This is a genomic window from Chryseobacterium pennae, assembly GCF_003385515.1.
Taxonomy (GTDB): Bacteria; Bacteroidota; Bacteroidia; order Flavobacteriales; family Weeksellaceae; genus Chryseobacterium; species Chryseobacterium pennae.
The window spans coordinates 108,034-120,544 of the sequence record NZ_QNVT01000002.1 but is presented as its reverse complement, the minus strand read 5'-3'; the positions used below and the strand labels follow the sequence as shown (position 1 = coordinate 120,544).

At 35.6% G+C, this 12,511-nt stretch carries 13 protein-coding genes; 5 read left to right on the top strand and 8 right to left on the bottom strand.

Going from position 1 to position 12,511, the window contains the following annotated elements; translation table 11 throughout:
* Positions 1-11: 11 nt before the first annotated feature.
* Positions 12-569 (top strand): SanA/YdcF family protein, encoded by a 558-nt coding sequence (locus tag DRF65_RS03090; RefSeq protein WP_394337811.1) that lies wholly within the window; start codon positions 12-14, stop codon positions 567-569.
* On the opposite strand, the gene tamL is transcribed toward DRF65_RS03090, so the two are convergent.
* Positions 566-3,166 (bottom strand): translocation and assembly module lipoprotein TamL, encoded by a 2,601-nt coding sequence (gene tamL, locus DRF65_RS03085; RefSeq protein WP_115968791.1) that lies wholly within the window; start codon positions 3,164-3,166, stop codon positions 566-568. The two genes, DRF65_RS03090 and tamL, sit on opposite strands and share 4 nt — an antisense overlap.
* Between tamL and DRF65_RS03080 the strand changes: the two genes are divergently transcribed.
* Positions 3,152-3,877, top strand: coding sequence for a TrmH family RNA methyltransferase (locus DRF65_RS03080; protein ID WP_115968790.1), 726 nt, complete (start codon positions 3,152-3,154; stop codon positions 3,875-3,877). The two genes, tamL and DRF65_RS03080, sit on opposite strands and share 15 nt — an antisense overlap.
* 68 nt (positions 3,878-3,945) lie before the next feature.
* Here DRF65_RS03080 and DRF65_RS03075 read toward each other — a convergent pair whose 3' ends face one another.
* The 5 genes from DRF65_RS03075 to porQ form a co-directional block, all read right to left on the bottom strand.
* On the bottom strand, positions 3,946-4,443 hold the full coding sequence (locus DRF65_RS03075) for a phosphoribosyl-ATP pyrophosphatase (RefSeq protein WP_115968789.1): 498 nt from the start codon (positions 4,441-4,443) through the stop codon (positions 3,946-3,948).
* Positions 4,436-4,756, bottom strand: coding sequence for a phage holin family protein (locus DRF65_RS03070; RefSeq protein ID WP_045496351.1), 321 nt, complete (start codon positions 4,754-4,756; stop codon positions 4,436-4,438). The genes DRF65_RS03075 and DRF65_RS03070 overlap by 8 nt, the downstream gene beginning before the upstream one ends.
* Positions 4,757-4,836: 80 nt before the next feature.
* Positions 4,837-5,187: a YtxH domain-containing protein gene (locus tag DRF65_RS03065; RefSeq protein ID WP_115968788.1), complete on the bottom strand. Its 351-nt coding sequence runs from the start codon at positions 5,185-5,187 to the stop codon at positions 4,837-4,839.
* A gap of 95 nt (positions 5,188-5,282) precedes the next feature.
* Positions 5,283-5,957, bottom strand: coding sequence for a (d)CMP kinase (cmk, locus tag DRF65_RS03060; protein ID WP_115968787.1), 675 nt, complete (start codon positions 5,955-5,957; stop codon positions 5,283-5,285).
* Between the two features lie 73 nt (positions 5,958-6,030).
* Complete coding sequence (gene porQ / locus DRF65_RS03055; RefSeq protein WP_115968786.1) at positions 6,031-7,023, bottom strand: type IX secretion system protein PorQ; 993 nt, start codon at positions 7,021-7,023, stop codon at positions 6,031-6,033.
* A gap of 168 nt (positions 7,024-7,191) precedes the next feature.
* Here porQ and pyrH point away from each other — a divergent pair, with 168 nt between their 5' ends.
* From pyrH to DRF65_RS03040, 3 genes are all read left to right on the top strand, one after another.
* Entirely contained in the window at positions 7,192-7,899 is a 708-nt protein-coding gene (gene pyrH, locus DRF65_RS03050; protein WP_045496358.1) for a UMP kinase, read from the top strand.
* A gap of 135 nt (positions 7,900-8,034) precedes the next feature.
* Positions 8,035-8,589, top strand: coding sequence for a ribosome recycling factor (frr, locus tag DRF65_RS03045; RefSeq protein WP_115968785.1), 555 nt, complete (start codon positions 8,035-8,037; stop codon positions 8,587-8,589).
* Between the two features lie 195 nt (positions 8,590-8,784).
* Positions 8,785-9,846: a 3-oxoacyl-ACP synthase III family protein gene (locus tag DRF65_RS03040; protein ID WP_115968784.1), complete on the top strand. Its 1,062-nt coding sequence runs from the start codon at positions 8,785-8,787 to the stop codon at positions 9,844-9,846.
* Between the two features lie 50 nt (positions 9,847-9,896).
* On the opposite strand, the gene DRF65_RS03035 is transcribed toward DRF65_RS03040, so the two are convergent.
* Positions 9,897-10,694 carry a hypothetical protein gene (locus tag DRF65_RS03035; RefSeq protein WP_115968783.1) on the bottom strand — a complete coding sequence of 266 codons (798 nt, stop codon included), beginning with the start codon at positions 10,692-10,694 and terminating at the stop codon, positions 9,897-9,899.
* 342 nt (positions 10,695-11,036) lie between these two features.
* Positions 11,037-12,494 carry an LptF/LptG family permease gene (locus tag DRF65_RS03030; protein WP_115968782.1) on the bottom strand — a complete coding sequence of 486 codons (1,458 nt, stop codon included), beginning with the start codon at positions 12,492-12,494 and terminating at the stop codon, positions 11,037-11,039.
* Positions 12,495-12,511 lie beyond the last annotated feature (17 nt).

Genomic DNA, 12,511 nt, shown 5'->3' with positions numbered 1-12,511 from the left:
TGGGGATTTTAATGATATGCTTCTGTAATGTGTGGGTTTTCGGACTCACCAATGGCCGTACTTATACCAAAATTTCAAAAATCCCACCAAGAGAAATTGCATTGGTATTGGGAACCTCTCCAAAGATGAGATCAGGTCTTTCCAACCCGTATTTTACGAAAAGGATGGATGCAGCAGCTCTTCTTTACCATCATGGAAAGATCAAGAAAATTATTGTAAGCGGTGAAAAAAGTAAAGGTTATAATGAGCCTGCTGCCATGAAGAATTATCTGGTCTACCAGGAGGGAGTTCCTGGAGATATTATTATTGAAGATCCGAAAGGCTTTAATACCTATAAAAGTATTCTTCGCTGTAAAGACGTTTATAAGAAGAAAAACGTCATTATTGTTTCCCAGGGATACCATAATCTTCGGGCCTTATTTTTTGCAAGAAATAATGATATGAATGCTTTGGGGTTTGATGCACAGGATGTAACGAAGCCTGAAAGTTTCTACAGAAATCAGGCGAGGGAAGTCCTCGCCCGTGTTATTGCTGTAGTATATTTTATTCTTGGAGTTTCTCCGGATTAGAAAGGATATCCGAAGGCAAAGTTAACAGTAGGTTTGAAAGGCTGCAGTGTTTTGAATCTCCAACGGTCTCCTTCGGGTTTGTTTGGATCAAAGATCTTATAGGCAAGGTCTATTCTCAAAGTAATATAGGCTACATTTACTCTTATCCCGAATCCACTACCAATACCCATTTGGCTCAGGAATTTATTGAATTTAAACTGATCCTCATGAGCATCATTGTGATTTCGAAGGCTCCAGGTATTTCCTATATCTGTAAAAATGGCTCCTTCATACATGTTATTAAATGGAATTCTGTATTCTATATTGGTTGTCAGTTTTACATCATTGGTCATGTATGCACGTACTCTTTCGTCCACCTGAGAGTCAGCAGGACCTAATCCTCCGAATGCTACCCAGGCTCTGATATCATTGGAACCACCATTGAAATAAGACTTGATAATAGGCATATCTTTAGAGTTTCCATATGGAATACCCACTCCAATAAACTGTCGAAGAACTAACGTCTGGTTACCATTGAATTTAAAATATTTTCTTGTGTCGATATCGAATTTTACGAATTGGGCATAAGGAATTCCAAAGATGGTTTTCTGAGGTGCTGTAACCAGTCCTCCATCATTACTTTTCTTATTGAACAAGCTTAAAATATTACCACCAAGTTCTACTTTACCATTAAAATAAAATGCATTAGGATAATCTTTTTTACCAATTTCGTTGTAAACAAAATTATAGATCATGGAAGAAATAAAGACATCTTCCGTCTGTCTTTCTTTGTTAATAAGAGTTCCTCTGAATGTTGTAAAGAGATCCTGACCCTGTTGATTAAGACCATCCTGATATCCTTTATTATTAAGGATTTCTTCAGTGACAGCATCCCCTGTAAGTTTCCCTGATTTATAATCAGTTCCAATGTTGGGGTAATTAGCAAAATAGTCATTAAATATTTCGTCCCTTACCACTCCATCATTAACGAAATAATCATAATAAGCATTCTTATTTTTCGTTAAACTGATCTGGGTATTGAAGAGGGTAAGTTTATGATACACCTGTTCATTTACTGTGGCCTGATAATTTAATCCCGTATTAAAGTTAACCCTTCCCAATCCAATATTATTCTGGATAGATGCTCCCAACAAAATAGATGAAGTAGGGGTATATCTTTTGGGAATGAATTTATAATAATTAAATGGTAATAGTAATCTCGGAAAGTTTAGTGATGCCTGAGCAGATATTTCATACGCCAATACTCTCTTATCATTATTTTCTGTACTTGCAATAGATCCAAATGTACCGGAAAGACTTGTAGAAAGGTTTTCTGCCCCTTTGAAAATATTTCGGGTAGTAAGGTCCACAGAAGGAGAGATTCCCAGATTCAGGATCTGAGAATAATTAAGATCTGTTCCTACTTTAAGCTCATACTTAGGAAGCGGTTTCAGTATATATAAAACATCTACAATACTGTCATTAGGGGAAGTGATACCTCCCTGTCTTAAAGAGTCTCTTGCCTTTACGATACTGAAATTGTTCATGGTCATAAGATTTCTCTTAGTCACATCCAGTTTTTGCTGATCATAAGGCTGCTTACTGTCTACAATGATGGTTTTCCATAATGATGATGTTTTATATTTATCATTCATTTTATGGAACCTTATTCTTCTTAAGCTGTCTTTAACGGTATTCTTAGGAAAATCGCTGGCTTCATCTACGATCGCAACATCAATATTTCCAAAAGTGGCTTTCTTATAAGGGCGATCTAAAGAATCTTTATGAATTTCCAGAGTAACAGGAACCTGTTTTTTACTTTTTAAAGAATCTGCAACAAAATAAACCTCGTCATTCGTATTGTTGAATTTATAATATCCGGACTCTCTCATCAGGTCTGTAATTCTTGTTACCTCTTTTTCAAGAACAGTCTGATCAAGAATCTGTCCTGATCTTATAAGGGTTTTATTCAGATGATAGTTATAGACCTGTTTTATCCCCTGATCAGGAATATTAAAAAAATAATCTTTAATATAGGTAGGATCATTGTGTTTTATAAAATACTTTACTGCTGCTTTCTTGGAAGCTGAGTCTATATCATGTCTGTATTTTACTTCTGAATCCCAAAAGCCCCGGTACGTAAGCCTTTTTTTAATAGATTCTATACTTTTTTCGCTTCTGGTCTGATCTAAAATGACAGGCGGAGAACCCCAGCTATGCAATAAACGGTCGAAGAAAAGGTTTTTTCCGACACTGCTTTTCATATTATACCTGATAAATAATGAGTCTCTCAGTTTCTGATCTCTCATTTCACTGGGATACGTCATATATTCATTAAGGATCGTATCGTATTTTGGATTGGCCATGTTATAAAACATAAGACCTAACGGCATGAAAAGAAATTGCTTTTTATTGGGCTTCTGCTGAACGTAATCTTTTAATTCTTCATCAAAAAATTCTTTCTTATCCTCGAACTCAAAGTTGTTCTTAGTAAGCAGATATTCACCATCCGGAACTTTTTTTGTGGTACTACACGCATAAAGGAGACCAACAAATGTTGCAAATGAGATAATTTTATAATATTTTTGAGGAGAATTCTTATAATGCTTACAGCTCATACAATAAAAGTTTTACAATCTTTAGATAAAAAGAAGTTCAGACAAAAATACAATTTGTTTTTGGTTGAAGGTAATAAAATCATTTGTGAACTTTTCAATTCTAACTTTAAAGTTAAAGAAATATTATCAACCGATCCACAAAAATTGGACCGTACTGATGTCCCCATTACTCATATCTCTGAAAATGAGTTAAAAAAAATCAGCTTTCTTAAAACCCCAAAAGATTCTGTCGCCGTGTGCTATCTGGATCAACAGGAAACCTGGGCGGATAAGAAAGTACAATTGGTTTTGGATGGGATTCAGGATCCCGGTAATTTGGGAACGATTATCCGGTTGGCAGACTGGTTTGGAATAGAACAGATTATCTGTAGTGAAGATACAGTGGATTTTTATAATCCAAAGGTAATTCAGGCAACGATGGGATCTTTTACAAGAGTAAACATCGTTTATACAGATCTTGTGGAATATCTTTCTAAGACAGAAAACGTAAATATCGGAACAGATATGGATGGCGAAAACATCTATACATTTGAAAAACCTGAAAAAATCAACCTGATTCTAGGCAACGAAGGAAACGGAATGAGACCGGAAACGGAAAAGCTTTTGCCGAAATGTATCAGTATTCCAAGGTTTGGAAAATCCCAGTCTACAGAAAGCCTGAATGTATCAATGGCTGCCGGGATTATTTTAGGACAGTTATTTTCGAAATAAAGAAGAACAGCAAAAAAATCAGGGCTTAGGGAGTGAAAATTATTTTCTGCATCCTAAGCCCTGATTTCTTATATTAATTGTTCCATACTGGAAACACTTTTATTTTTCTGATATACTTCCAATTTTTTTCTTACATATTTAAGAGCAATAGGAGCGAGGTAGATCAATGCGGCTCCTACCAGCTTATTCTTCCAATTAGAACTTTTCATATTCTTTTTGGCGTAGTTACCAACGATAGCGGTAACGCCCAACTTGATAATGCCGTCTGCAATATTTCCCTTGAAGGCTGTATTCGCAAGTCCCACAGCTGTATTTTTACTGATGAAAAGATCTTTAACCTCTGAAGTAAGCTGCTTAGCAATGACATCCTTTCTCAGAACAACTTTTTCATCGCCGTCTTCGTCTACTTTTTCCTGAAGATACTGATCACTTAAGCCATTGGTAAATGCACTAAGGCTCTCTTTTGTATTTTTAAAAGTAAGAAGATTTTCCAGATCATTAATTTCACCTTGAAGCAGTTTTTTCTTTCTTCTTAATTCTACGATACTTTCATATTTTCTACTCATGGCTTGAATGATTTAAAAATTTAATAACCTGGTCTGCAACAGTATTCACAATCTTGTTTTTGAATGCAATGACAAAAGCCATTACTACAGCATAGAATGCTGCAACAATTAAGAATCCGTAGGAGTAATTATCCAATGCTTTACCAATAAGAAAAGCGATTCCAAAATTGAAAAGGATAATAAAAAAAGCAAAAGCAACAAGCAGTACTACAAAGTAGGTAATGAGCCCGGCAGAAAGAGAAGATTTTTCTGTAGCTTCTATTTTAAGAAGGTCTATTCTCTTCGAGGCGTATTCTTTAATAGTTTCTATCATTGTTTTTTTTTAAAGTTACAAAAAAAGGAACTTTCGCACAAAAGTTCCTTTCTGTAATTTACTTAAAAAAGATAAATTACTTATGATTTAAGATCATTCAGTTCTGCTTCTACATCTTTTACTACATCTGCAGTTTTAGAAACAATCTGATCTTTGTATTTATCATACCCATCTTTCATAGTATGTGCTACGTTGTTTGCTGTTTCTTTAAAAGTAGAAGAAATATTGCCATATTGGTCTTTCACTTTTTCAGAAACCTCTCCGTATTTGTCTTTTGCCTGATCTTTTAGATCATTTGCTTTGGTTTTGATCTTTTTTCTGGTTTCTTTTCCTTCTTCAGGTGCATATAGCATTCCTAAGATTACACCTGCTGCAGCACCTGCAAGAAGTCCCGCCAATATACCTGCTGTATTTTTTCCGTTTTTAGACATTTTAAGTTTTTTAATAGTTAATAATAGATTAGTTTTTACACTGGTAAAACTTGCAATTTGTATACCAAAGGAGGCTTTGTGCCTATTAAAAATTGTTAAATCTTTTTGATATAAGAAAGGATCAGCTCAATGGTTTCTTCTTTAGTAAGCTCAGAGTTGTCGATCACGATGGCATCGTCAGCCTGCTTCAAAGGTGCTATTTCACGCTCACTGTCGATTTTATCTCTTTCAATAAGGTTTTGTTTTACCTGTTCTTTATCAGCTTCTATTCCAAGGCCTTTTAGTTCAAGAAATCTTCTGTTGGTTCTTTCATCAATGCTGGCAGTAAGGAAGAACTTATAGTCCGCATTTGGCAGAACTACTGTCCCTATGTCACGTCCATCCATGATGACACCGCCTTTTTCTGCCAAAGAACGTTGAGACTGCAATAAAAAATCTCTTACTTCCTTTTGCTTGGCCACCAGGCTTACATTATCTGAAACCTGATGAGTTCGGATTTCCATAGAGATATCCGTATTATTAAGGTAAAGAATGAGTGTTCCGTCGTTATTTTTAAATTCAAGATGGACCTGATCCAAAGATGAAAATAAAGTTTTCAGGTCAATTTCGCTTTTTTCATTCAGACAGTGTTGCAGAGCAAACCAGGTAACTCCTCTGTAAAGTGCTCCTGTATCCATGTGAATAAGTCCTAGCTTATCAGCAATGATTTTGGAGATAGAACTTTTTCCGGTAGACGAGTACCCATCGATAGCTATTACAGGTTTTTTCATACTGCAAATTTCAAGATTTTTTTTAGAAAATCAAGAATTAATAAGAAATTTTAAGAGGGTTTTATGAATTTTTTTATTCTCCTCTGTGACTGGAAAGGTCCATGGAAATCCCTATCTGATTGACGTTCGAGGAGTTGTGATATCTTACGTGAGCATAATCTATACGGAATTTTGAAATCTTGATTCCAAACCCTCCCGAAAGTCCTGAAAAGTTTCTCTGATCTGCTACAGCAAGCTCATTTCCTCTTCTCACATTATATCCCAGTCTGATATTAAAGTTTTTTTCCGGGAATAATTCTGCTCCTAAAGAGAAGTGATCGGCAATTTTTCTTCCTGCATTCACTTTCTGACCATCCTTATTATATTCAGATGAAATATTAAACTCTTGAAGATCGTGTGCCGTAATAGTAATGGCAAGAGGGAAGTTCTTTAATATTCTGGTATATCCTACATCTACTCTGAATGGCAGATTTTCACGGGTACCGTTGAATGATTTAAGCTGGAAACCGAAGTTTCTCAGTACAAGGGAAAGAACTTCTTTGTTCTTTTTATTATGATACGTAATTCCGGCAGTTCCTGAGATTGCGGAAGAAGTATAGTTGTCTATTTTTGAGGTAACGAAGTTTAATCCTCCGCCAATGGTCCAGTCTTCTTCAAACTGGTAAGCATATCCGGCACCGACAGCTACATCCGAAGCTTTATATTCTCCATCCTGGAAACCGCTTTCATCTGTTCTGGGAATACTTCCATAGCTCATATACCTTGCATTGATGGTGGCCATATGTCCATTTTCAAAGTCTTTGGCATAAGCAATGGTTCCGTATTTGGAGTCGGCAAGATAAGCAGTAGCATTTACAGAAAGCTGCTTGTCTGAATCTTTATTTAACAGGGCCGGGTTTGCAATAGCAAAGGAAACATCATAATCTCTTATCGAAATTGCATCTCCACCCAAGGCAGCCTGTCTTGCAGATACAGGTACATTTAAGAACGGATACACATTTGTTCCTGTTTGCGCATAAGAAACAATTCCTGATAGAAATAATGAAAAAATGATAATTTTCTTCAACTCAATTTATAATTAATGCAAAAATAATCCTTTTTCGTACTTTTCAAAATATTTCTTACATTATTTCTAATTAAATATTTTTCTTTTACCAATATTTTTAATGATTATATTTGCAAAATCAAATTTTGGGGAAACCCACTCTAATAAATAGCTTATTAAAAATAAAAGATGAAATATAAAAGAATCCTTCTAAAACTTAGCGGTGAGGCCTTAATGGGGAACAGACAATACGGTATTGACAACGAAAGACTGCAGGAATATGCTGCCGAGATTAAAAAAGTAGTTGAAAAGGGCTGTGAAGTAGCGATCGTCATTGGAGGAGGAAATATTTTCCGTGGTGTTGCAGGTGCTGCAAAAGGAATGGACAGAGTACAGGGAGACTACATGGGAATGTTAGCCACTGTAATTAATGGTATGGCACTGCAGGGAGCATTAGAGGATGCCGGGATCAAAACAAGACTTCAGTCTGCAATAGAAATGGATAAAGTGGCTGAACCTTTCATCAAAAGAAGAGCGGTAAGACACCTTGAGAAAGGAAGAGTAGTGATCTTCGGTGCAGGTACAGGAAACCCTTATTTTACAACAGATACTGCTGCAACATTGAGAGCGATCGAAATTGGGGCAGATGTAATTCTTAAAGGAACAAGAGTAGACGGAATCTACGACAGTGATCCTGAGAAAAATGCTGATGCAGTAAAATATAATTCATTATCTTTCGATGAAGTATTTGAGAAAAATCTTAAGGTAATGGATATGACTGCCTTTACTTTGAGCCACGAGAATAAGTTGCCTATCATTGTATTCGATATGAATAAAGATGGGAATTTAGTAAAAATTGTGGATGGAGAAAACGTAGGTACTTTAGTTGATTTGTAATCAAGTAGATGACAGGTAGCCGATAACAGCTAAAGAGGTTAATATTACTCATTGCTCATTACCGATTACTCGTCATTTATCTTTTATCAATCATCATTTATCATAATGTGCAATTTATCAAACTTTAATATAATAATGGAAGAATTAGATCTAATATTAGAATCTGTAAAACATGACATGGATGGAGCGGTAAAGCACCTTGACCATGCATTTCAAAGAATTAGAGCAGGGCGTGCTTCTACAGCAATGGTTCAGGATGTAATGGTTGAATACTATGGAGCAATGACTCCAATCAACCAAGTTGCCAATGTTTCTGTTCCAGATGCAATGACCATCTCTATTCAACCTTGGGACAGAACAGCAATCAATGCAATTGAAAAAGCGATCATTAACTCAAACCTAGGTTTTGCACCTTCTAATAACGGAGAAAATATTATTCTTAATGTACCGCCTTTAACGGAGGAAAGAAGAAAAGAATTAGCAAAACAAGCTAAGGTAGAAGCTGAGAATACTAAAGTAACAATAAGGAATGCAAGACAGGACGGTTTGAAAGAACTTAAGAAACTGGAAGGTATTTCTGAAGATGTTGTGAAAGGTGTGGAAGAAGAAATCCAGACGTATACAGATAAGTATGTAAAGCTTTGCGATGAGCATCTTAAAACAAAAGAAGCTGAAATTATGAAAGTATAATTTTCAGCTATTGAAAATAAAAAAAGAGGATTCCGGTTTTGGAATCCTCTTTTTTGCTTTTTTTAGAAATTTTGCGGATAAATTATTGAAAATTTTATCATATTAAGTAGGTCTGTTATACTAATTAGTAAGTATTATCGTTATATTTATCGAATTATTCCTGAGGAGTTGTAGAGCAGGATAAATAACATAAAGATGATGACCAGAATTATTGGCGTGGGGAACTATATCCCATCTGAAATGATAACCAATTTATTTTTTGACAAGCATATTTTTCTCAATGAAGAAGGAGCTTTATTAAAAGAAAACAATGCTTCAATAACAGAGAAATTAAAGAAAATCACAGGCATTGAAGAAAGAAGATATGCACATAGTACACAAGTAACTTCAGATTTAGGACTTATTGCAGCTCAGGCAGCTATAGAAAATGCAGGGATAGATCCTGAAACACTGGATTATATTATATTTGCCCACAATTTTGGAGATGTCCGTTTTGGAACGATCCAGTCTGATACGGTACCCAGCCTTGCTGCCCGGGTGAAGCATTTATTGGGAATAAAAAACAATTTCTGTGTTGCATATGATGTTTTATTTGGATGTCCCGGTTGGATTGAGGGAGTAATACAAGCCAATGCATTTATTAAGGCAGGTATTGCCAAGCGTTGCCTGGTAATTGGAGCGGAGACACTCTCCCGTGTTGTGGATATTCATGACAGAGATAGTATGATTTATGCTGACGGTGCAGGAGCAGCTGTTTTGGAAGTTAATACTGATGATGAATCTGGAATAAAATCTCATTTATCCGCATCTTTTACTTTTAATGAAAAGGATTATTTATATTTTGGAAAATCTTATAACAATGAGAAGTGTCCGGATACCCGATATATTAAAATGGATGGGAGGAAAATATATGAATATGCACTTGTAAATGTTCCTGAGGCAATGAAAAAGTGTCTGGATAATAGTGGATACTCAATCAATGAATTGGATAAAATTATTATTCATCAGGCCAATGAAAAAATGGATGAAGCCATTGTGAGCAGATTTTATCAATTGTATAATGTTCCTGTTCCTGAAAATATCATGCCTATGGTGATTCATAAACTGGGTAATAGCAGTGTGGCAACCATTCCTTCTTTACTGGCCATGATTTTGAAAGGAGAATTGGAACAGCATGAGCTTAAAAAGAATGATGTTGTTTTATTTGCTTCGGTAGGTGCCGGGATGAATATTAACGCCTTTGTATATCAGTTTTAAAGAAAAAAGAGACTCCAAACCGGAGTCTCTTCTTATATATTACTGGTGATTTATTTACAGTTTTCATTATAATCTGTAATAACCTCGTCTACAATTTGCGGAATGTTTGATGTCACATCATCAATCTGGCTTTTGATCAGTTTACCCAGACCGGATCTTTTCTTTTCATCATTCTTCAGAGAAGTATAAGCGCTGCTGGTCATTTTGCCTTTTGCATAGCTGCAGTCTGCGATGATGATTTTAGCTTTGGCAAAAGTAAACTCTTCAATTTTTCCCCCTTTTTTACTGTAGATATAAGACGGATTTTCCCTCATTCTCTTGGTTTCCGCATCGGCTGCAACCATCTGGCTGGTTCCGGCTGAGAAAGTAGTAGGGTAGCCGTATAGTTTATATACCTTGATCTTCCCGTCTTTTACAATTTCAGCGAATTGATTGCTTTTTGTAAGGTTATTAAAGGCTTTGATATTGCCGCTTAAGCCTCCTGTTGCAGTATTGAAGCCTTCTTTGGTATTGGTATACTTAATATTTTCAAAGTGTCTTTCATTATTGCTGTCATCAATGGAAACATACTCTTTGATATCATCAGTATCCAGTGTTTTGAATTTTTGTTTTTTCTTGGATTTGTCGATGTCAGAAACCGAAATGAATTTTACTTTTTTCTGATTATTCCAGGGGTAAATGGCATCTCCGTTCAGTCTTACAATTCCTTCGATTTTTTTACCGTTTTTGTCGATGATATAACCATATTTTTCATCTCCTCTTAATTCATAATCCGTATTGTTGTCTTCCTGTGCGTAAGCGTTAAAGGAAACCAATGCAAACAGGCATAAGGCCAGTACTTTTCTCATGTAATTATAGTTTTATTTTTTGCAAATATAATCTTTTTGGTATAGTAAGGAAGCAGGAAGATGGAGGGGATTGTAGTTTACTTTAGATAAGAAAGCTGATGATATGAACTCTGGATGTGGTTATTGGTTGCGGATAACCGGAGCCTGTTTCAAGATAAAAAAGGAGAAGAAGAGTATTTTTGAAATGGAATAGAAAGCTTAACTGTAGTAATTTTATATAGTTGTATTTTACGGCTTGTTTTAATTATACGTGTGTAAGTAACTTCCAGCCTCCTGCTTCTCTCTTCCGTCTTTCAAAAAACAAAAATGCCCGGATTTTCCGGGCATTTTTGTTTTTTGAAATTATTGATATCTCTTATGTTCTTTACTTTTAGAGAATCTTTTTGTAATTGGTTTAAACAGGGCTTTATATTTTTCTGCATCAAATAATTGTGAATCTGTAAGCGCTTTGAAGGTCATCCAGATCCCAAACGGAAGAAGAATGAAATTAGGAAGCCATGCTGCTAAATAAGGATTCATTTTACCACTCCAGGACATGTTTTCTACTCCAACGTTGATGACGTAGAAAATGATAAAGATAACAATAGCTATAATAACCGGAAGACCCATACCCCCTTTTCGGATAATAGATCCTAAACTTGCTCCAATCAGGAAGAAAATAAGACAGGTTACCGAATAAGAAATGTATCTCTGCTGGTAAATAACAATCTTACTGAAGTATTTCACATTGGTACTGAATTCATTCTTTTTTGATTCCAGTGTGGATTTCAGGGTTTCAAGCCTGTTGTAAGAATTATAGATCAGTTCTAGTTTTTTATCACTTTTTACTGTATCCAGTTTTATTTGCGATTTTGGTGCTACTTTAGGTTTGTTATCCTGATCCATATAACCTACCACAGTATTGGTCTGGTTTAATACATCTCCTCCGACATTTTTAAAGAACAGCGCATTTTCTTTCTTACTGGTTGCAATGGTTGAGTTAAGCTCATTATAGGTTTGGAAACGGTAATCGTCCGTAATCTGCTCCTTTTCGATTGCTTTATTGATGAGTTCACTGATGTCAAAGTGATTCACTAATGTATCAAACTTGATGGCCTGATCAGGCTGCTTTAGTCTTGCTAATTCACCTTTTCCGGCAAAGGCATCTTCAAATACATATCCGTTGTAAAGGATCAGTTTCAGGTAATTCTTATTGGTAGCCGGAACAAATTTTCCTTTTTCAGCTACAACAGATTGCTGGTTTTCGTAGGTATTGGCTTTTTTGTGAACAAATACTCCTTCAATATTTTCTCCATTCTCTCCATAGATCTTATCAAATTTTACCATGTATCCTGGGATCTGGTCAATGAACTGACCGGGAGTAAAGTTGATGGCCGGCTTCGTTTGAGCAATATTAAAAAGCATGTTTTTGGCCTTTCTCTGAAAATCCGGAATAATGTTATTGGAGAAAAAAAACAGCATGATAGCAAGAATGGTTGTAATTCCCAGCAAAGGAGCCATTACCCGGGTAAGGGGAATTCCTGCGGCTTTCATGGCAGCCAGCTCATAGCGTTCTCCAAATTCTCCGAATGACATGATACTCGCCAAAAGGATGGTAAGTGGAAGAACCATACTGATAACGTTTACCCCAAGGTAAAAAAGAAGTTTAAGGATTTGCCAGTAGCTCAATCCTTTTCCCATAAACTGTCCTAATTGAACCCAGATAATGTTTACAATGAAAATGAAAAACAATACGCTGAATATAAAGAAAAACGGTCCAAAGAAGGTTTTTATGATATATCTGTCTAGTATTTTTAACATGTGCCAAAATTAATCAA